General features: G+C 49.1%; 18 protein-coding genes and 1 tRNA gene. 12 read left to right on the top strand and 7 right to left on the bottom strand.

All coding sequences use genetic code 11. The features are described from left to right. The first annotated feature begins 24 nt into the window (after positions 1-24). On the top strand, positions 25-1695 hold the full coding sequence (locus tag ACH3Y6_RS13140) for an ABC transporter substrate-binding protein (protein WP_490836072.1): 1671 nt from the start codon (positions 25-27) through the stop codon (positions 1693-1695). 41 nt (positions 1696-1736) lie between these two features. Here ACH3Y6_RS13140 and msrA read toward each other — a convergent pair whose 3' ends face one another. Further along, on the bottom strand, positions 1737-2420 hold the full coding sequence (gene msrA, locus ACH3Y6_RS13135) for a peptide-methionine (S)-S-oxide reductase MsrA (protein ID WP_490836071.1): 684 nt from the start codon (positions 2418-2420) through the stop codon (positions 1737-1739). A gap of 176 nt (positions 2421-2596) precedes the next feature. Here msrA and ACH3Y6_RS13130 point away from each other — a divergent pair, with 176 nt between their 5' ends. Together ACH3Y6_RS13130 and ACH3Y6_RS13125 are read left to right on the top strand one after the other, a co-directional pair. Then, complete coding sequence (locus tag ACH3Y6_RS13130; protein ID WP_490836179.1) at positions 2597-4708, top strand: endonuclease MutS2; 2112 nt, start codon at positions 2597-2599, stop codon at positions 4706-4708. Positions 4709-4755: 47 nt separating this feature from the next. Further along, entirely contained in the window at positions 4756-5073 is a 318-nt protein-coding gene (locus ACH3Y6_RS13125; RefSeq protein WP_490836070.1) for a hypothetical protein, read from the top strand. 177 nt (positions 5074-5250) lie between these two features. On the opposite strand, the gene ACH3Y6_RS13120 is transcribed toward ACH3Y6_RS13125, so the two are convergent. Beyond that, positions 5251-5335: transfer RNA gene (locus ACH3Y6_RS13120), tRNA-Ser, on the bottom strand. 119 nt (positions 5336-5454) lie between these two features. Between ACH3Y6_RS13120 and ACH3Y6_RS13115 the strand changes: the two genes are divergently transcribed. Beyond that, the gene (locus ACH3Y6_RS13115; RefSeq protein WP_490836069.1) at positions 5455-6609 is read left to right on the top strand and encodes a dipeptidase; all 1155 of its coding nucleotides are present in this window, start codon (positions 5455-5457) and stop codon (positions 6607-6609) included. 9 nt (positions 6610-6618) lie between these two features. Here ACH3Y6_RS13115 and ACH3Y6_RS13110 read toward each other — a convergent pair whose 3' ends face one another. Next, entirely contained in the window at positions 6619-7353 is a 735-nt protein-coding gene (locus ACH3Y6_RS13110; protein ID WP_490836068.1) for an IclR family transcriptional regulator, read from the bottom strand. A 119-nt stretch (positions 7354-7472) separates the two neighbouring features. Between ACH3Y6_RS13110 and fucP the strand changes: the two genes are divergently transcribed. The 4 genes from fucP (at position 7473) to ACH3Y6_RS13090 (ending at position 11047) form a co-directional block, all read left to right on the top strand. Further along, positions 7473-8738: an L-fucose:H+ symporter permease gene (gene fucP, locus ACH3Y6_RS13105; protein ID WP_490836067.1), complete on the top strand. Its 1266-nt coding sequence runs from the start codon at positions 7473-7475 to the stop codon at positions 8736-8738. Beyond that, complete coding sequence (locus tag ACH3Y6_RS13100) at positions 8735-9085, top strand: L-rhamnose mutarotase (RefSeq protein WP_490836066.1); 351 nt, start codon at positions 8735-8737, stop codon at positions 9083-9085. The genes fucP and ACH3Y6_RS13100 overlap by 4 nt, the downstream gene beginning before the upstream one ends. 10 nt (positions 9086-9095) lie before the next feature. Continuing rightward, a complete protein-coding gene (locus tag ACH3Y6_RS13095; RefSeq protein ID WP_490836065.1) occupies positions 9096-9863 on the top strand; it encodes an SDR family NAD(P)-dependent oxidoreductase in 768 nt (255 codons plus the stop codon). Positions 9864-10003: 140 nt separating this feature from the next. Then, positions 10004-11047, top strand: a complete 1044-nt coding sequence (locus tag ACH3Y6_RS13090) for an NAD(P)-dependent alcohol dehydrogenase (RefSeq protein ID WP_490836064.1) — start codon at positions 10004-10006, stop codon at positions 11045-11047. Between the two features lie 68 nt (positions 11048-11115). Here ACH3Y6_RS13090 and ACH3Y6_RS13085 read toward each other — a convergent pair whose 3' ends face one another. Continuing rightward, a complete protein-coding gene (locus ACH3Y6_RS13085; protein ID WP_490836063.1) occupies positions 11116-13020 on the bottom strand; it encodes a gamma-glutamyltransferase family protein in 1905 nt (634 codons plus the stop codon). 160 nt (positions 13021-13180) lie between these two features. Between ACH3Y6_RS13085 and hemN the strand changes: the two genes are divergently transcribed. The 3 genes from hemN (at position 13181) to ACH3Y6_RS13070 (ending at position 17144) form a co-directional block, all read left to right on the top strand. After that, positions 13181-14545 carry an oxygen-independent coproporphyrinogen III oxidase gene (gene hemN / locus ACH3Y6_RS13080; RefSeq protein WP_490836062.1) on the top strand — a complete coding sequence of 455 codons (1365 nt, stop codon included), beginning with the start codon at positions 13181-13183 and terminating at the stop codon, positions 14543-14545. A 161-nt stretch (positions 14546-14706) separates the two neighbouring features. Beyond that, a complete protein-coding gene (locus tag ACH3Y6_RS13075) occupies positions 14707-16557 on the top strand; it encodes an ABC transporter ATP-binding protein (RefSeq protein ID WP_490836061.1) in 1851 nt (616 codons plus the stop codon). Between the two features lie 128 nt (positions 16558-16685). After that, on the top strand, positions 16686-17144 hold the full coding sequence (locus ACH3Y6_RS13070) for a DUF3276 family protein (protein ID WP_490836060.1): 459 nt from the start codon (positions 16686-16688) through the stop codon (positions 17142-17144). Between the two features lie 49 nt (positions 17145-17193). Here ACH3Y6_RS13070 and ACH3Y6_RS13065 read toward each other — a convergent pair whose 3' ends face one another. Genes ACH3Y6_RS13065 through ACH3Y6_RS13055 form a run of 3 tightly spaced genes read right to left on the bottom strand, consistent with a single transcriptional unit; the run spans position 17194 to position 20400 of the window. Beyond that, complete coding sequence (locus ACH3Y6_RS13065) at positions 17194-17682, bottom strand: GNAT family N-acetyltransferase (protein ID WP_490836059.1); 489 nt, start codon at positions 17680-17682, stop codon at positions 17194-17196. Beyond that, positions 17682-19340 (bottom strand): glucose-6-phosphate isomerase, encoded by a 1659-nt coding sequence (gene pgi, locus ACH3Y6_RS13060; protein WP_490836058.1) that lies wholly within the window; start codon positions 19338-19340, stop codon positions 17682-17684. Before pgi ends, ACH3Y6_RS13065 begins: the two co-directional genes overlap by 1 nt. A gap of 43 nt (positions 19341-19383) precedes the next feature. Then, a complete protein-coding gene (locus ACH3Y6_RS13055; RefSeq protein ID WP_490836057.1) occupies positions 19384-20400 on the bottom strand; it encodes a threonine aldolase family protein in 1017 nt (338 codons plus the stop codon). Positions 20401-20655: 255 nt separating this feature from the next. Between ACH3Y6_RS13055 and ACH3Y6_RS13050 the strand changes: the two genes are divergently transcribed. Further along, a complete protein-coding gene (locus tag ACH3Y6_RS13050; protein WP_161818490.1) occupies positions 20656-21513 on the top strand; it encodes a sigma-70 family RNA polymerase sigma factor in 858 nt (285 codons plus the stop codon). Positions 21514-21526 lie beyond the last annotated feature (13 nt).

Genomic DNA, 21526 nt, shown 5'->3' with positions numbered 1-21526 from the left:
TTAAAATTATGATATTCGGGGGGCATGAAAGTGAATAATCAGCTAATTGTCCCTCCCGTTTTCAAACATACTAACCATCTCCGGCACTTGCTTTGGCTGCTGCCAGCTTTGATCGCTGTGGCCTGTCAGCAGGCCCGGACAGAAAAACGACAGGTGTTTTACTATAACGAATCCACAGGTATTGCCACGCTGGACCCGGCTTTTGCCAAGAACCAGTCAATCATGTGGCCCGTTCACCAGATCTATAATACACTGGTGGAAATAGACAGCGGACTGAACCTGGTGCCTTCGGTTGCCCGTAATTGGGACATCAGCGAAGACAGGCTTACCTATACCTTCCATCTCAGGAACGATGTGTATTTCCACGACAACGAAGCTTTTGCCGGAGGAAAAGGACGGCGCATGACGGCAGCGGATGTTGCCTACAGTCTGCAGCGCATCATCGATAAAAATACGGCCAGTAGCGGCGCCTGGATCTTCAATAACCGGGTGGATACCACGGAAGGATTTACCGCACCGAACGACACTACTTTTCAGTTGAAACTATTGCGACCCTTTCATCCCATACTGGGTATTCTGAGCATGCAGTACTGCAGCATTGTTCCGAAGGAAGTGGTGGAAAAATACGGCAAGGATTTCCGCAGACATCCCTGTGGTACCGGGCCATTCCAGTTCGCTTCCTGGGATGAGGGAGAGGCCCTGGTACTGCATAAGAACCCGAAATACTGGGAGCGGGACAGCAGTGGCCGTTCATTGCCCTACCTTGATGCGGTAAAGATCAGTTTCTTCGACAACAAAGCCACGGAGTTCCTCCAGTTCCGGCAGGGTGGATTGAGTTTTGTGAATGACCTGGATCCTTCTTTCAAAGATGAAGTGCTGACCAAAAAAGGCGAACTGCGTAAACAGTGGGAGGGAAAGATCCTGCTGAAAAAACATCCTTACCTGAACACGGAATACTTTGGCATACTGGTGGATAAGAACAATCCGCTGGTAAAGAACAGTGCCAATGGCAACCGGCTGGTGCGGCAGGCCATGAACCATGCCATCAACCGCCGGCAGCTGATGATGTACATGCGCAACTCCATCGGCATACCGGCCGAAGCGGGTTTTGTGCCGGGAGGTTTGCCTTCGCGTAATACGGAAATGGTGAAAGGGTATCCCTATGATCCCGCCAAAGCCAAACAATTGTTGAAACAGGCCGGTTTCCCCGATGGCAGGGGATTACCTACGGTAAAACTGCTCACCATCAATATCTATGCGGATATCGCCAGTTTTGTGGCCCGGCAGCTGGAAGAAGTGGGTATACCGGTGCAGGTGGAAGTGATACAGAAAAGCCTGTTGCTGGAGCAGACAGCCAAATCGCAGGCCCAGTTCTTCCGCGGCAGCTGGATCGCCGATTACCCGGATGCAGAGAACTATATGGCCATGTTCTACAGCAAAAATCCGGCGCCACCCAACTATACCCGCTACAAGAATCCTGCATTCGATCAGCTCTATGAAAAAGCATTGCTCGAGAACAACGACTCAATCCGTTACCAGCTTTACCGCGAAATGGACCAGATGGTGATCAACGATGCACCCGTGATTCCGATCTGGTACGATATGGCTTTTCACCTGGTGCAACCCAATATCACCGGCTTTTATCCGAATGCGTTGAACCTGCTGGAACTGAGGAGAGCGAAATTGGAAGAGTAAGGGATGTTGTCTGCCATAGCAACAGACAACTCCATCATCTGCTAATTCTTTTTGAGTTTGTCTTTGAACACTTTCTCGAATTTCTCCAGTTTGGGAGCGATCACGAAACGGCAATAACCCTGGTTCTGGTTACTGTTATAATAGTTCTGGTGATAGTTCTCTGCCGGGTAAAAATTCTTAAAAGGCTCAATATCCGTAACGATCGGTCTGCTCCAGGCACCGCTTTTGTCCAGTTCAGCCTTGTATTGTTCAGCTTTTTTCCGCTGTTCTTCGTTGTGGTAATAGATCACGCTGCGGTATTGCGGCCCTACATCATTCCCCTGCTGATCGCGGGTGGTGGGATCATGCGTTTTCCAGAACACTTCGAGCAGTTCATCATAGGTGATCCTGGCGGGGTCGTATACAATACGCGCCAATTCCACATGGCCGGTATTTTTATCGCATACCTGTTCGTAGGTGGGATTCTCTACAAAACCACCGCCATAACCACTGACCACTTCGTAAACACCTTCCAGGCGCTGAAAAAAAGCTTCGGTACACCAGAAACAGCCTTCTCCAAAAGTGGCCGTATCCGTTTTTACCCCATTGGGGATCGATTGGCTATGCATAGTTGTCAATTTCTTATCGGTCTTGGGCTGCGCGCAGGCCATGAAGCCGGGTACCAGCCATAAAATGAATAACCAGGTGCGCATCATTTTAATTTTTTTAAATGTACGACGAAACATCAGTAACAATTGGACGGCGCAATGGTTCAGGACTTACAAGACGACCCGGTTTTAACAATCCCTGTGAAATATCAGGGAGGAACTCCCATGCGCAGCAGGTATTGCCGGTAAGAGGTTTTCACGGAGATACCCGCTACAACATTACCTTTGCAGCACTTAAAACTGTAAGGATCTCTATGCGTCTATACCCGGAATCGGCTCTCACTCAACTGGAATTCGACAAGGTCAAGGCTTTGCTAAAAGAGCATGCCCGCACCGAATACGCCAAAACAAAGGCCGAAAACCTGCGGATCCATACAAGAAAGGAATACATCGAAACAGAGCTCAAACAAAGTCACGAGTACAAACTCATTCTGCAGCAGGCGCAATATTTTCCAAACGATTTTACCCATAATATCGCCCGCGATATCAAATTGTTATCCATACCCGGCGCCCTGTTGACCGGTGAACAATGGATGCCGATACGCAAGCTGGCCGAAAACATCAGCAATATCTTCCGCTGGTTCGATACGGAACGGAGGCTGGCATTTCCGGCACTGGCGAAAGTGATCTCGGGCAGTTACTACGAGAAGCTGATCATCGAGATGATCGACGAGGTACTGGATGAGAACGGGAACGTAAAGGACAATGCTTCGGAAGACCTGCAAAAGATCCGCATGAGCCTATTCCGTAAAAGAAATGAATTACGAAGGGTATTTGAAAAAGTGGTGGCCAAACTGGCCAAAGCAGGCTACAGTGCAGATATCGATGAAAGCTTCAGCAACGGCAGGAGGGTAGTGGCGGTATTTTCTGAACACAAACGACAGGTAAAAGGGATCCTGCATGGGGAGAGTGACAGTCGCAAGACCGCATTCATCGAACCCGAAGAAACCATCGAACTCAACAACGACGTGTTCGCCCTGGAACACGAAGAGGGTCGCGAAGTGCAGCGTATCCTGCGGGAGCTCACATCGCGGTTATCCGTATACGCCTCTCTCCTGCAACAATACCTGGAGATCACCGGCGAATACGATTTCATCCATGCCAAAGCCCGGCTGGCGCTGGACATGAACGGCCAGTTTCCCGAGCTGGCAGATAAAGCACATGTACACCTGATAGATGCCTATCATCCGTTGTTATACCTCTACAACAAGGCTTCCGGTAAAAAAACGATCCCGGTCACACTGACCCTCGATGATAAAAGCCGGATCCTGGTGATCAGCGGCCCCAATGCAGGCGGTAAGACCGTGACCATGAAAACCATTGGGCTGAACCAGATGATGCTGCAGAGCGGGTTACTGGTGCCGGTAAGCCCGTTATCGCAGATGGGCATTTTTAAACAGCTCTTTATCCATATCGGTGATACGCAGAACCTGGAATTTGAACTGAGTACCTATTCCAGTCACCTGCTGCACATGAAATATTTCATTGAAACGGCCAACGGTAAGACCCTGTTCTTCATCGATGAACTGGGTAGCGGCAGTGATCCCAACCTGGGTGGGGCATTTGCAGAAGTAATCATGGAGGAATTGTCGCGCCGGCATTCCTTCGGTATCGTTACCACGCATTACCTGAACCTGAAAGTGATGGCCAACCATACCCAGGGCATCATCAACGGCGCCATGCAGTTCGATGAGGTACACCTGCAGCCTATGTACAAACTCATCGTGGGTAAACCCGGCAGCTCCTACACATTTGCCATTGCAGAGCGCATCGGTCTGCCACAACACCTCATCAACCGCGCCAGGAAACTGGTGGATGAGGATCATTTTAAACTGGACAGGCTGCTGAACAGCACCGAGCAGGACCTGCAGCAACTGCAGAAAGAGAAAAAAGAACTGGCCCGGCTGGTAAAAGAGAACGAGAAACTGAAGAAAGAAATGGAACTGGTGATGAACAAAGAACGTCACCGTCAGCAGGTAGAGTTACTGAAACAGCAGAACCGGATAGCGGAAGACAGGCTGGCGTACCTGAAGGACATGGAACGCAAACTGAAGCAGATCGTACTGGACTGGAAAAAATCGGAGGATAAGAACCAGGTGGTCAGGAACCTGCAGAACCTGCTCTTCAAACGCAAGGAAGAGATCGTGGTCAACAAACTGGCCAAAAAAGTGGACCAGAAATACAAGGAACTGAACCAGAACATCACGGTTGGCTCGCTGGTGAAACTGAAAAAGAACTACCAGGTAGGAGAGGTGAAAGAGATCCGGGGTAAACGGGCCATTGTGCAGATCGGCGTGTTACCGATGAATGTGGACCTGGCCGATCTGATAACAGTGGAAAAACTGGAAGAGAAGGTTGAGAAATAGACCAGGACTTGCTAAATCTTTTCATTCAACCCTGAAAAACTTATAGCATGAAATGCCTGATTGTTCTTCTCGCTTTGGCTATTTCTTTCATCGGATGCTCTGATGGGAAGGGTTCACTGACTGTTGTGGATGCATCAAGGGATACATCATTTCTTATCAAAACCAATAAAAGCCAGACCACGACGATCATTCTATCAGTTAAGGGTAACGTTGATGATACCATTATGCTGCAGGGAAAGAAAGTACCCGGGGGTAAGATCCATGAAAACTGGCAGTTAGATTTCTATTCGAAAGCGTATGAGGTCTCATACCATCATTATAAGGCCACAAAAGGGGCAATCGATATCCAGTATGATATTCCATAAACAATAGGCAGAGTCAATAGGATATTAGTGTAAATATCTGATAATAAATAAGTTGAAATTATTGAGTTAAGTGTGAAGTGTAATTGTAGCATTAAATATGCTGGTAACCATTACAATGAATGAATAGCGGCAATACAAAAAGCAAAAGCCTGCAAAATTGATTTGCAGGCTTTTCAGCGGAGAGAGAGGGATTCGAACCCCCGGACCTTTGACAGTCAACGGTTTTCAAGACCGCCGCATTCGACCGCTCTGCCATCTCTCCGGGTGCAAAATAATAGTGTGGCGATCGATCTACCAAAAAAAGAATGGATTTTGTCAAAAACATCTTGCTAGCCAATACATTGGCTTTTCATAACTTACCGATCTCCTAATCTGTAAGCCATGAAAAAAATCCTTCGTACACTGGCGATCCTGCTGGTCATTTTTGTTGCATTGTTCTTTATCTATGGTCCATCCTATATCGATCGCTCAAAAAACAAAGTGACCCTTACCGGGCCCTTCCCAAAACAAAGCTGGTACGACTCGATCCCTTTTATCGCCGACCTGCATTGCGATGCCCTGTTATGGAACCGCGACCTGACCCAATTTCATGAATATGGTCATGTGGACCTGCCCCGTATGCAGCAGGCCAATATGGCATTACAGGTATTCACCATTGTGAGTAAAGTGCCGGCAGGCATCAATATTGAACAGAATCCCTCCAACTCGGACCAGATCGGACTCCTCAATTTTGCGCAATTGCAAACACCGGGTAACTGGTTCAGCATCAAAACAAGGGCTTTGCGGCAGTGTCACGACCTGGACCGCCTGGCCAGGAATTCAAAAGGAGCTTTTCGGGTGGTCACGAATAAAAGGGAACTGGCCCAGTTCATTTCCGACAGGGCCGCTAACCCCAAACTGACGGCTGGTATGCTGGGACTGGAAGGTGCCCAACCGCTGGAGAATGACCTCAACAACCTGGACGTTTTTTACAAAGCAGGCGTACGGTATATTGGCCTGGCCCATTTCTTTGATAACGAATGGGCCGGATCGGCGCATGGGATGCAGAAAACCGGTCTTACTACCAAGGGTATTGAACTGGTGAAGAAGATGGACAGCCTGCACATCACCATTGATCTGGCCCACAGTTCGCAGGCCACCATCAATGATGTGTTCAGGTACCATACAGGACCTTTATTGGTATCACATACCGGTGTAAGGGCACTGTGCGATAACCAGCGCAATTTATCGGATGCGCAGATAGATGAGATCGGCAAACGTGGCGGACTGGTTGGCGTAGGATTATGGGAGACCGCTGTCTGTGGTAAAGATGCTGCGGCCACGGCCCGTACCATTCAATATGTGGCCAACAGGATCGGGGTGGATAAAGTAGCTCTCGGTTCCGACTGGGACGGTGCTTTTGAAATGCATTTTGATGTGACCGGCACGCCGCTGATCGTTACGGAACTGGTAAAACTGGGCTACGACAGGCAGTCCATTGAAAAGATCATGGGCGGCAATATCCGTGATTTCTTTTTGCGAAACCTGCCGGAATAAGCAGGCAGGTTAATTCAGGTTCTTAGATATTTTTTTGGCCGCTTCCATTCCCAGTTTGATCATGCGGTTCCGGATCTTGTCGGTACAGCGGAATGCCGGCATATAGATACTGAGACTGGCCACCATGGTATCGTTCCGGTAAACCGGTACGGCCAGGCCAATGATCTGTACACTGTCTTCAATCAATGCATATCCTTTGTCGCGGATCTGTTCCACCTGCTGGTAAAATTTACGTTGGGTGTTGGCATCGTGCCATAACTGCGAAGGGGGCAGGCCAAAACGGGTGATGAATTTCTCCAGTTCCTCATCCGGTAACATAGCGATCAGTAAACGGCCGGTGGAAGAATCGTATGCTTTTTTCTCATCCGGCGTGTGCGCCTGAACCAGTTGGTTGCTTTGTTTGCGGTGGATCACCACCCGGTTTTCGCCATTCAGTACGGCCAGTAAAGTGTTCTCATTCAATTTAGCGGTCAGGATCTCCATTTCCAGATCTGCCGCTTCTATCAGGTCTTTCTTGTATCCGGTATTGCCCAGTAAAGTGTACAGTTGTTTACCGGGGAGATAACCTTTCTGTGCATCCAATTTTTCCAAATAACCGCGTAGGGTAAGCGTTTTTACAATATTGGCGCAGGTACCGGGTTTCAGGTTGATGCCGGCAGAGATCTCACCCAAAAGTTTAGGCCTTTCCGGGTCACGTGCTACAAACTCAAGGATATCGATCGCCCGATGGATTACCTGTATCATACATCTTTAATTTTCTGTAAAAAACAAAACAAAAATATGGAATGATTCAGAGAAAACCTTAGTTTCAATCCATATAAAAGAATATAGTTCCATTACATGGAATAAACGACTACCTGCTTATGAAATCAGCCTCGCCGCAACAGCGCAATATGCTGTATCCTTTTATACTGGTGACATCGCTTTTCTTTTTATGGGGTTTTGTGCATAACCTGGATCCCATCCTGATACCACACCTGAAAAAATCATTCAGCCTGAATACCCTGCAGTCCTCACTGGTAGATTCTGCCGTATTTATTGCTTATTTCGTGATGGCTTTACCGGCAGGGTTCATCATGCGCAAATACGGATACAAAGCTGGCATCATTGCGGGTTTGTTGCTTTTCGCGATTGGATCCTTCCTGTTCATTCCGGCAGCCAATACACAACAATATTTATTCTTCCTGTTGGCACTGTTCATCATTGCCTGCGGGTTGACCATACTTGAGACTGCTGCCAATCCCTACGCATCCCTGCTGGGCGATCCGGCCACAGCGACACAGCGTTTGAATTTTGCGCAGTCCTTCAACGGGCTGGCCGTTACCCTGGCACCCATCATTGGAGCCCGGATCATCCTGACCAAAGGATTCTCAGATGAAGAGCTGAATGCGATGACGGAAACAGCAAGAAAACTGGCACTGGCATCCGAAGCGTCCAGTGTAAAAACACCGTATCTGGTATTGGGCAGTATCATCCTGGTTGTAGCCATCCTGTTCGCCCTGATCAGGTTGCCGGAGATCCATGACCAGGATGAACAGATCGTTGGCAAGAACCTGTTCCATAGTCTCCGCCACAGCCACCTGCGCTGGGCCGTGATCGCACAATTCTTTTATGTGGGCGCACAGGTATGTGTGTTCAGCTTCTTCATACTTTTTGCCGTTGATGCAGCCGGTATTGACCGGGTGAAAGCGGCCGATTATCTTGGCTGGGGTTGTGGGATGGCATTCATGATCGGCCGTTTTGCGGGCACTTTCTTTATGAAGTTCATACAACCTGCCCGGTTGCTGGCCATCTATGCGCTGCTTAGCACCGTATTATGCGGTGTCGCCATGTTTGCACAGGGTATGGTTGCCGTGTATGCGGTAATCGCCATTGCTTTTTTCATGTCGATCATGTTTCCCACTATTTTTTCACTGGGTATCCGCGAACTGGGGGGTGATGCTAAATTTGGCAGCAGTTTGATCGTAATGTCCATCGTGGGAGGCGCCATCATGCCCCCGGTGATGGCACAGATCAGTGATATGACAGGCAATATCCAGCTGGGATATATCGTGCCACTCTTTTGTTTTGCCATAGTATTTTATTTTGGATGGAAAGGGCAGAGGATCCGTAAAACCGTTATTTCATGAACAGGTATTGTTTTGCACTTGACCTGGTGGATGAGCCTGCCCGCATTGCGGCTTATGATGACTGGCACCGGAAAGTATGGCCGGAGATCATCGGCAGCATTACCGCATCCGGCATCACACAGATGCAGATCTACCGGGTAGCCAACCGGCTTTTTATGATCATGGAAGTGAACGACAGTTTCCGTTTTGAAGAGAAAGCACGCGCCGATGCCGGCAACCCGAAAGTACAGGAATGGGAACAACTGATGTGGCAGTTTCAGCAAGCCCTCCCATTTGCCCGGCCTGGTGAAAAATGGGTGCTGATGAACAAGATATTTGACCTGGAACAAGATTATATTCAATCATAAGAAGTGTAGCATGATGTTCTCTTTACAACAACAACAAGCCGTGATCACCGGTGCCGGAAGCGGAATAGGAAAAGCCATTGCAGAAACCTTCGCCCGGCAGGGTGCCATCGTACATATCATCGAGATCAACGAGGAACATGCGAAACAAACTGTAGAAAGTATTGAAGCTGATGGAGGCAAAGCGGTATACCATATCTGTGATGTGAGCGACCAGGCCCAGGTAGCGGCTGTCTTCGGTCAGATCGGCCATATCGATATCCTGGTGAACAGCGCCGGTGTGGCGCATGTAGGCAATGCGGCCAATACTTCTGCGGAAGATTTTGAACGGGTATTCAATGTGAATGTAAAAGGCACTTATAATTGTTTGCACCAGGCTATTCCGCAATTGCTACAGCAAGGGGGAGGGGTCATACTTAACATAGCTTCCATTGCAGCCCTGGTGGGCATACCGGATCGTTTTGCCTACAGTATGAGTAAGGGCGCAGTTTATGCCATGACCCTCAGCGTGGCCAGGGATTACCTGCAGGAAGGCATCCGTTGCAATTCCATTTCGCCGGCCAGGGTGCATACCCCGTTTGTTGACGGCTTTCTTGCCAAACACTATCCCGGAAAAGAGAAAGAAATGTTTGCCAAACTATCACAGACACAACCCATCGGCCGTATGGCTGAAACCAAAGAAGTGGCGGCAATGGCACTCTATCTCTGCAGTAAAGAAGCTTCCTTTATTTCCGGGAACGACTATCCCATCGACGGCGGTTTCATCAAGCTGAATAATTAGTCCTGTAAAAACAGTCCCAGTAACCTGCCCTGCACAGCTTATCAATAAACTATCAGAAATGGATGGTTTAATACAAATCTGTTTTGCTTTTTTATCCTGTTAATCCAGAACTTTGCCCGACTCAACCAAATAAAAAGATTATGATACCAGCAAAAGCATATGCAGCCTTGGATGCAAAAAGCCCGTTACAACCTTTTTCCTTCGAAAGAAGGGATCTGCGTGCGGATGATGTGCAGATCAGGATTCACTATTGTGGTGTCTGTCACAGCGACATACACCAAGCCCGTAATGAATGGGGCGGTTCCATGTACCCGATGGTTCCCGGACATGAGATCATCGGTGAAGTGGTGGGCGTGGGCAGCGCTGTCACCCATTTCAAAGTAGGTGAAAAAGTAGGCGTAGGCGTAATGGTGGATTCCTGCTGCAACTGTAAAAGTTGCAACAAAGACATGGAGCAATACTGCGAAGAGGGTATGACCGGAACGTATAACGCGTTGGAAAGAGATGGCGTTACCATTGCACAGGGAGGTTATTCCTCCCAGATCGTGGTGAAAGAACGTTTTGTGTTGCATCTTTCCGATAAACTGGACCCTGCAGCTGCCGCGCCTCTGCTCTGTGCCGGTATCACCACTTATTCACCCTTGCGTTTTGCAGGTGTGAAAGCGGGACAGAAAGTGGCCGTAGTGGGCTTGGGTGGACTGGGCCATATGGGCGTTAAATTCGCCGTATCCTTTGGTGCGGATGTAACCGTGATCAGTACTTCTCCAAAAAAAGAAGCTGACGCCAAAAGACTCGGTGCGCATCATTTTCTGCTCTCGACCGATAAGGAGGCCATGAAAAAACATGCCGGTCATTTTGATGTGATCCTGGATACCGTATCCGCCAACCATGATTATACGGACATGCTGGACCTGCTTGACCTGGAAGGGAAACTGCTGATCGTAGGACTTCCCTCGGAAGAGCCTTCCTTATCACCTTTTTCACTCATCACCAAACGCAGGAGTATCATCGGGTCCATGATCGGCGGCATCAAAGAAACCCAGGAAATGCTGGATTACTGTGCCGAAAAGAACATCGTTTCCGAGATCGAACTGATCCCGGTGAGCTATATCAACGATGCCTACGAAAGAATGATCCGGTCTGATGTGAAATACCGGTTTGTGCTGGACATGAGTACGCTTTAAAATAGTATTCCCATAAAAAAGCCCTGGTTGTATAACAGTCAGGGCTTTTTGTATGCGAACAGAGAGGTTTACCAGCCTATTCCGTAGTCTTCTCCATTATTGCTGCTGCCGCCCCACAAACTGCCATGTTTGTGATCGAACAGGATCGCATTGATAGGGCCGCTGGTCCTGTTGCCGGTACTGATCTTATAGCCCATCTTCTTCAGTTCATTACGAACGGCTTCCGGTGTTTCATTGGACAGCAGGATACTGCCCGGTCTGGGTTTGCGATCGGCCAGTTTGGTTCCGCCCAGGGATAACCACAACTGGTTGGTATTGAAATTCGGTGCTTCGGTGGCTTTCTGCACGGTCATATCAAACTCAACCATGTTCAGGAAGAATTGTACCAGGTTCTGATCCTGGGTATCGCCCCCCTGTACACCAAAACAGAGATAAGGTTTGCCCTCTTTCAGTGCCAGTGAAGGCGTTAAGGTCACACGGGGCCTTTTACCCGGCTCTACCACATTGAACGGATCGATCAGCGGATCCAGTACAAAACTCTGCATACGCTGGCTCATACCCACACCGGTATTACCCGCAATACAGGCAGGGATCCAGCCACCGCTGGGTACGATGGACACCACCCAGCCAGAGGTATCGGCCGCTTCCACAGAAGTGGTACCGCGCCATAAACGGTCCATATAGGCTTCATCAACACCCGGTACTGCCTGGTGCAGGGAAGCGGTCTGGTCGTGTTTAGGTATGGCATTGCCGGATCCTGCAGCGCTGTCTGTCAGTGCCACCCGCTGTTTCAGCAGATCGAGATAAGGATTGGTCTTTCCTTCGAAAGGATAGGGATCACCGGGTTGGGCAAACGCATCATTCTTCTCATAACCGATCAATTTAGCCCTCGCTTTTGCATAGTCCTTGCTCAACAGGCCCTTGATGGGTTCCTGTGGCGGAAAAGCAGGGTCACCATAATAGAAATCACGGTCGGCATAGGCCAGGTTCATGGCCTGGTAAACGGTATGGATATATTTGGGACTGTTATACCCCATGGATTTGAGGTCGAAATTCTCCAGGATGTTCAAAGTCTGTAATAGCATTGGTCCTTGTGTCCATTGCTGCAGTTTGTATACATCAATGCCTTTGTAATTCGTCATCAGGGGCTCTTCAATGATGGGTTTCCATTTGGCCAGGTCCTCTTTGGTGATCAGTCCGCCCTGTTCGCGGCTGCCACGCACGAATTCATCGGCGATATCGCCTTTGTAAAAACGGTCGTATGCCGCCATGATGGCTTCTTTGCGGCTCTTCTTTTTCTTCAATGCGTTTTGTTCGGCCTCTACCAGTTTCGTCAAGGTATTCAGCAGGTCTTTCTGCACAAAGATCTCTCCGGCTTCGGGCGCTTCGCGTTTTTCACCCTTGTGGGTCAGGAACACTTTGGCGGAATAGGGCCATTCCTTGATGCGGTCCTTACCCCGCTCAATACTATTGGCCGTCTGAGCATCGATCGGGTATCCTGCCGCCAGTTGCATGGCAGGCTCCAGCACTTGTTTCAAACTCATGGTACCATATTCAGACAACATCAGGCACAAACCACCTACGGTGCCGGGCGTTACAGCAGCCAGCGGACCATACTCCGGTGGAAACTGGTAACCTTTGCTTTTAAAGAAATCAACGGTGGCGCCGGTGGGTGCTACGCCCAGGGCATTGATTGCGATGACTTTTTTTGTTTTAGGGTTATAGATCAGAGCCTGCGTTTCACCGCCCCAGCTCAGTACATCCCACATGGTACAGGTGGCGGCCAGCATGGCACAGGCCGCATCAACGGCGTTGCCACCTTTTTGAAAAACGATGGATCCGGCTGTGGCTGCCAGCGGTTTGCCGGTTATGGCCATCCAGTTCTTGCCATGTAAAGGCGGTTTCTGGGTGGGCTGGGCCAGCAGGGTAGAAGCCATAACAACAAGAACCAGGGAGAAAAGAGATTTCTTCATTTGCATTGTTTTAGTTGGTCAGGAGGTCTAAAGATACTCAACTCCCGATTATTTTACAGCCAGATGACAGTTCTTGGGCCTTTCCGGCAAATCCGCTAACATTTATCATATTTTACAGCAACCAGCCTGGATAATTTTGCCCCGTACCACAACTTATTGTATGAAGCCATCCATATTACCCTTACTGCAGAAGTACGACCTGCCCACACCCCGTTATACCAGTTATCCAACGGTTCCTTACTGGGATTTTGCCAGCATCAACGAACAGACATGGAAGGATACGGTGGTGAATACTTTCCGGGAAGAGAATGGTGAGATCTGTATCTATATCCACCTGCCCTTTTGTGAGAACATGTGTACTTTCTGCGCCTGCACCAAACGGATCACCGTGAACCATGCAGTAGAGGATCCCTATATCAGCGCCGTACTCAAAGAATGGGCCATGTATCGTTCCCTCTTGCCAACTACGCCCATCATCAAAGAGATACACCTGGGTGGTGGTACACCTACTTTTTTCAGTCCCGATAACCTGGTACAACTGATCACCGGTATCACCCAGGATGCGATCGTTACCCAGGATCATGAATTCAGCATTGAGGTACATCCGAACTACACCACAGAAGAACATATCAAACGGCTGGCTGAACTGGGTTTTAACCGCATCAGCCTGGGTGTGCAGGATTTTGATCCTAAAGTGCAGTTCGTGATCAACAGGATCCAATCTTTCGAAAAGACCAAAGAAGTGGTTGACTGGGCACGTGCCTACCATTACAACAGTATCAATATCGATCTCGTATATGGCTTACCGCACCAGACCATCAGCAGTGTAGAACATACGGTGGAACGCATCAAGACCCTGATGCCCGACAGGATCGCTTTTTACTCCTATGCACATGTGCCCTGGAAAAGTAAGGTGCAGCGCCGTTATACAGAGGCCGATCTGCCGGCAGCAGCAGAGAAATGGGCCATGTACAGCAGGGGAAGGGAATTGCTGGAAGCCGCCGGTTTCCAGAGTATCGGCATGGATCATTTTGCGCTGACCAACGATAAATTATTTACGGCAGCGCGTGCAGGAAATCTGCATCGCAATTTTATGGGGTATACCACAACCCGTTCCAAACTGATCATCGGTCTTGGCGTATCCAGCATCAGCGATGCCTGGCATGCGTTTGCCCAGAACGAAAAAGAAGTGGAAGCGTATGAGGCCAAGATCAACCAGGGTGTACTGCCCCTGGTACATGGCCACCTGCTGAATAAGGAGGATGGGGTACTCCGTAAAAAGATCCTGGAACTGATGTGCCGCAACCAGACCGAACTCGATGACCCGGAACTGGATCCGGCATTTGTTCAGGAAGCTTTCCGGAAACTGGCGTTGCTGGAAGCAGACGGACTGGTAACGCTGTCGGGCAACAGGATCGAAGTTACCCCGCTGGGCATGTCGTTCATCCGGAATATCAGCGCAACGATCGATGCCCATCTCTGGCGCAACCACAGTGGCGCCAATACATTCAGTAAAGCCATTTGATCCGGTCAATACAGAGAAAAGCTGCGGCATGAGCGAAGGTTTAGCGGGTTTGTGTCCGTTCGGGTATGAGTTCTGTCCGCACAAGCCATTTACCCACTTATCAAAAAGCGATTCACACAGATGCGCTTCGCCCTTTACCTTTGCACAAACAAGTACCAGCATTGAAGCATCTTTCGGCCCTCAATAAATATTTCTGGAAATACCGCAACCGTTTTTTCATCGGGATCTTTTTCGTGGTGGCATCCAACTATTTTGCCGTGCTGGCACCACAGGTCACCGGTTTTGTGGTGAACCAGGTACAGCAGCGTTTACCCGGTGCCAAACCCGCCGTTACCAGGCCGGCACACGATCAGTTGGTGAACTGGTTCGTGGATACCATGCAATCGGGTCAGTTCAGTTTTGGCTGGCTGGTGGCCATTTGCAGTCTCACCATTCTGGGACTGGCCATCGTGCGCGGTATCCTGATGTTCTTCATGCGGCAGACCATCATTGTGATGAGCCGGCACATAGAATATGACCAGAAGAACGAGATCTTTCGCCATTACCAGCAACTGGATACACAGTTCTACAAGACACACAGCACCGGCGACCTGATGAACCGGATGACGGAAGATGTGAGTCGTGTGAGGATGTATACAGGTCCTGCACTGATGTATTTCATCAACCTGGTTACCCTGATCGGTTTTTGTGTGGTGAACATGCTGCGAAAAGATGTGCAGCTGACCTTATTGGTACTGGCGCCACTGCCCATACTCGCCATCACCATTTACCTGGTGAACAGCGTCATCAACAAAAAAAGCGAAAAGATACAGGCCCTGTTATCCGACCTTACCACCAATGCACAGGAATCCTTTTCCGGTATCCGGGTGATCAAATCCTTTGTACAGGAAAAAGCGATGCTGGGTTTCTTCCAGAAGAACAGTGAGGAATACAAGAAGAATGCCATCGGACTGGCCAAAGTGGAAGCCATCTATTTTCCGAGTATGGCATTGATGATCGGGTTAAGCACACTGGTCACGATCATGCTGGGGGGTATGCAGGCATTGGAGGACAGCAGTAAGGTTGGATTGATCGTGGAGTTCGTGATCTATATCAATATGCTCACATTCCCGGTAAGTGCCATCGGCTGGACGGCCAGTATGATACAACGGGCAGCAGCCTCGCAAAAAAGGCTGAATGAATTTCTGCATACCGAGCCCACCATTGCCAATACGGCCGGTGCGCGTAAACAGACCGTTGCCGGCGATATCCATTTCCGCAACGTGAATTTCACCTACCCGCATACGGGCATCGAAGCGCTGAAAAACTGTAACCTGCAGATCCGGAAAGGGGAGAAGATCCTGTTACTGGGCAGAACGGGTAGCGGCAAATCAACACTGGCGCAGCTGCTGCTTCGTTTTTACGATCCGACAAGTGGCAGTATAGAGATAGGGGGTACCCCCATCCGCGATATTGATCTTACCAGCCTGCGGGAGCAGATCAGTTATGTGCAGCAGGATGTGTTCCTTTTCAGCGATTCGGTCCGCAATAATATCAGCTTTGGTCTGGCCAATCCGGCCACCCAGGAAAAAGTGGAGCAGGCAGCCGGTTTCTCCAGTGTACACAAAGAGATATTGGGCTTCAGCAAGGGATATGAGACCATGATCGGCGAGCGGGGCGTTACGCTGAGCGGTGGCCAGAAACAACGGATCTCCATCGCCCGGGCACTGATCAAGGAACCGGAGATCATCGTATTCGATGATTGCCTTAGTGCCGTGGATGCCAAAACAGAGAATGAGATCATCGGTAACCTGTACCGTTACCTGCACGATAAAACGGCCATCATCATCACACACCGGATCTTCTCCAGTTTTCCCTTCGATAAGATACTGGTTCTCGAGAACGGCGAACTGGTAGAACAGGGCACACACGAAAGCCTGATGACCCAAAATGGCTATTACGCCGAACTGTTCAGGCTTCAGCTGATGGAAGACCGGGCCACAGAAAAGGCTGAAAAACCAGAGAACCCGTAATGCCTGAAATGGATAAAACCCCGGTTCTACAGGCTGTTGTCCTTTTTTCGTAAAATTTTGGTAATTCTGAAACAATCCTATATTTGTCCTACTTAAAAAAGGATTCGAAAACCAAAAAACTAACTACTGTGGCGTACGAGAACAACGACAAAAAAATGGAAAGTGTTTACAGCAAACGGATCAGGGCAGGAAAAAGAAGGACCTATTTTTTTGATGTAAGGGCAACCAGGGGTAACGATTATTTCCTGACCATTACAGAAAGCCGTAAGCGCTTTGATGACAATGGGTACGACAGGCATAAGATCTTCCTGTACAAAGAAGACTTTAATAAGTTTATCAAGGCACTGGGCGAAGCGATCGATTATGTGAAAACAGACCTGATGCCTGATTTCGATTTCGATGCTTTCAACCATGAATACGACGAAGAAGGTGCACCCGTAGCAGAAGTGGCAGAAGAAGCTGAAGTAAGTGCCGCTCCCGCTGAGCCTGCAGTTGTGGCCGAAGCTCCGGTAACCCCGGCAGCCAGCAGTTCGGTTACCGATGAAGCCGCTTCGAACCTGGCTTCAGAAGAAGTAGACAAATGGTAATGACCTTATACAGACCAATCAAAAGAGCCGCTTTTCAGCGGCTCTTTTTTTATAAGTTCTTCAGCATCCAGATATCACAACCATTATGCCCTGAATTACCCATGGGGCCGTTGAGATAGGCGAACCCGAATTTTTCATATACGCTGACGGCTTTTTTCAATTCGGGCATGGTTTCCAGGTACACCGAATCGAAACCGTTCTCCTTTGCTTTCTGTAAACAGCGGTCGATCATAAAGCGCCCGAGTCCCATACCACGTACCTCAGGAGAGAGATACATTTTCACCAGTTCGCAGGTGCTTCCCGGTAATCCTTCCGTTGGAAAGATACCCGCACCGCCTACCAGCGCTCCATTTTTCACGGCCACGAAATAGGCGCTCAAGGGAGTAGACTGGAACAATTCGAATAAATGATCGGTCGATTCATCAAAGTAAACAGTACCGGGGCGCGCCGCGCCGAACTCTTCCAGGCTGTTACGGATGATACGCGCCATGGTGGCGTTATCGGAAAACTGTATGGGTCTGATCTCTATCCCTTCCATTATTGTTTTATGAAGCTTTTGAATGCGTTGATCAATCCATTGGTGGAGGCATCGTGCGAATCCACGGCCTCTTCGGTGATCAGTTCAGGCAGGATCTGGTTGGCCAGCTGTTTACCCAGTTCCACACCCCACTGATCAAAACTGAAAATATTCCAGATCACGCCCTGCACAAAGATCTTGTGTTCGTACAATGCGATCAGGCTACCCAGGGTATAGGGATCGATCTGTTTTACCAGGATGGAATTGGTGGGCTTGTTGCCTTCGAATATTTTAAAAGGTGCCAGTTTCTTGATCTCTTCCTCAGACTTATTGGCTTTCATCAGTTCCACTTTCACACCATTCTCTGTTTTCCCGTTCATCAACGCTTCGGTCTGTGCGAAGAAATTAGACAGGAGCTTCACATGGTGGTCGCCGATGGCATTGTGGCTGATGGCCGGTGCTATGAAATCGCAGGGGATCATGCAGGTGCCCTGGTGAATCAGCTGGTAGAATGCATGCTGGCCATTGGTCCCGGGCTCACCCCAGATCACGGGGCCGGTGGCATAATTGACAGGGTTGCCGCTTCGGTCAATACTCTTTCCATTGCTTTCCATATTTCCCTGCTGGAAATAAGCGGGAAAACGATGCATATATTGATCGTAAGGCAGGATGGCTTCACTCTGTGCCCCAAAGAAATTGGTGTACCAGATACCGATCAATGCCATCAGCACGGGTATGTTCTTATCGAATTTCTCTTTATGGAAATGTTCATCCACCGCATTGGCGCCTTTCAGCAATTGCTCAAAATTGTCGTATCCGATGGTCAATGCGATCGAAAGCCCGATCGCACTCCAGAGAGAATAACGGCCGCCTACCCAGTCCCAGAATTCGAACATGTTTGCTTTGTCGATGCCGAATGCCGTCACTTCGGTCTCATTCGTGCTCAACGCCACAAAATGTTTGGCCACATGAGCCGCATCCTTGGCATGCTTCAGGAACCATTCGCGTGCGGTGAGCGCGTTGGTCATGGTCTCCTGCGTGGTGAAGGTCTTGGAAGCCACCAGGAACAGGGTTTCCTCTGCTTTTACTTTCTTGAGCGTTTCAGCAATATGGGTACCATCCACATTGCTCACGAAATAGGTCTCGACACCTTCCACCCAGTAGGGGCGAAGCGCTTCGGTCACCATGAAAGGCCCCAGATCGCTGCCACCGATACCGATGTTCACAATGTATTTAATCTTTTTGCCGGTATAACCTTTCCATTTACCGCTATGCACTTGTTCACAGAACTCTTTCATGTGCGCTTTCACCTTGCGGATCCGGGGCATGATGTCCTTACCCTCCACCAGGATCGCCGTATCGGAAAAATTGCGCAAGGCCGTATGCAACACGGAACGCTGCTCGGTCTCATTGATCTTGATACCCGCAAACATTTCGTGGATAGCTTCTTTCAACTGACAGTCTTCCGCCAGTTGTAACAGCAGTTGCAATGTTTTCTGGTTGATGATGTTCTTGGAATAATCAAAGAGAATATCATCCAACCGGATGGAGAATTTCTGAAAACGGTCGGGATCCTGTGCAAACAGGTCGCGCATATGACGGCGACTCATCTCTTCCTCGTGGTGTTTCTTCAATAAAAACCAGGCCTGCGTATTCGTGGGATTAATTCTGGGTAACATAGCTGTACTGATATTAATGATTCTCTTGCTGCTTTCTTCTCTGCTAAAGGGTGTTGATCGTGTCGATGGTTCGCTCTACATCTTCCGGACGGATATCCAGGTGAACCACGATCCTGATCTGTTTGGGGGAAATAGCCATCACATAAATCCCCTGCTCTTTCAACAGGGCCGCCAGTGAGGCTGCTGTGTATTTTCCTTTGACCTCAAAAATAACGATATTGGTCTCAACAGGCAGGATCTCGCCAACAAAGTGTTTGCCGGCCAGTGCCGCAGTGATCTGCTGCGCATGTTTGTGGTCATCCGCCAAACGTGCCACATGGTTCTCCAGGGCATAGATCCCGGCCGCGGCCAGGTAACCCGCCTGTCGCATACCGCCTCCAAAGATCTTGCGGATGCGGCGTGCCTTTTTAATGGTATCGCGGGTTCCGATCAGTACGCTGCCCACCGGGGTACCTAATCCCTTACTCAAACAGATGGAGATCGAATCGAACACTTCACCGTACTGTTTACAGGTCTCATTTTTGGCCACCAGGGCATTGAACAGTCGGGCACCATCCAGGTGCAGCTTCATATTATTTTGTAAACAAACCTCTTTAATCTGCTGTATATCAGTAAAGTTATAACAACTGCCTCCGCCGCGGTTACCCGTATTTTCAAGGGAGACAAGGGTGGAAAGGGGTTTATGCACATCTTCTTTGGGATTGATGTTCTCCCTTACCTGGTCAGCCGTGATCCGTCCGCGGTCACCATCGATCAGCCGAACGGAAGCACCGGAATTAAAAGCGATCCCGCCGCCTTCATATTGGTAGATATGCGATAGTTTTTCACAGATCACTTCATCACCCGGCTGTGTATGACATTTTATTGCTATTTGATTGGTCATGGTGCCGCTGGGACAAAAAATGGCCGCTTCCATGCCAAAAAGTTCGGCTGACATGTTTTCCAGCTGATTTACAGTGGGGTCTTCACCAAAAACATCATCCCCAACGGGGGCTTTCATCATAGCTTCCAGCATGCCCGGGGTAGGGCGGGTAACGGTGTCGGAACGAAAATCTATCATAAGTTGCGAAGATACTCCGATTCCGGACTGTAACCCTCGGGGAGACAGGGATAATTTATACAGATTTACAGCAAAATCCTGCATTTTTTTGCTCATTTAGGTAAGTTTTTCCACAAAAGCTGGCATAATTCGATGTTCCAACGTACCTTTGCAGGCCTCAGAATGGATTTTCGTTATTTTAACGAAATCCTTTACAGCGTTCATAAAACAATTGGGGTCTTAAAGTCGTTTACCATAAATACGTAACCATACAACATGAGGCAGCTCAAAATCGCTACACAGATTACCAACAGAGATTCGCAAGCCGTTGAGAAGTATCTGCAGGAAATTTCCAAGATCCCAATGATCACTCCAGAAGAGGAAACTACTTTGGCACAACGAATCAAAATGGGCGACCAGCGGGCACTGGATAAACTGGTGCAGGCCAACCTCCGTTTCGTGGTATCTGTTGCTAAGCAATACCAGCACCAGGGTCTTTCCCTGAGCGACCTGATCAACGAAGGTAACCTTGGCCTGATCAAAGCTGCCCAGCGTTTTGATGAAACCAAAGGTTTTAAATTCATCTCTTATGCCGTATGGTGGATCCGTCAGTCTATTCTGCAGGCTTTGGCCGAGCAGGGTCGTCTGGTACGTCTGCCACAGAACAAGATCGGCACCTATAATAAAGCCAACAAAGCCTACATGGCATTTGAACAGGAACACGAGCGTGAGCCTTCTACCGAAGAGCTGGCCGAGATCCTGGAAATGAGCGAAACAGAGATCAACAATATCTTCCAGAGCAATACCCGTCACACTTCACTGGATGCCCCCGTGCACGAAGCAGAAGACGTGGCCATGGGCGACCTGCTGGAAGGCAGCGATGATACCGATGAGGACGTGATGAAGGATTCACTGCGCGAAGAGATCCGCCGCGTGCTGAAATCACTCAGTCCACGCGAAGCCGAGATCGTGAACGCGTATTTTGGACTGGATGGCGAGAATGGGGTTACCATTGAACAGATCGGCATGAAATACGATCTTACCAAGGAACGTATCCGCCAGATCAAGGAAAGGGCCATCAAACGCCTGCAGAAAGCGCGTTACAGCAATGCATTGAAAGCGTATCTGGGGTAAAACTTTACTCCTG

Source organism: Sediminibacterium sp. FW305-C-269 (genome assembly GCF_058231045.1).
The sequence above is the reverse complement of the archived record's forward strand: the minus strand, read 5'-3'. Positions and strand labels throughout refer to the sequence as shown.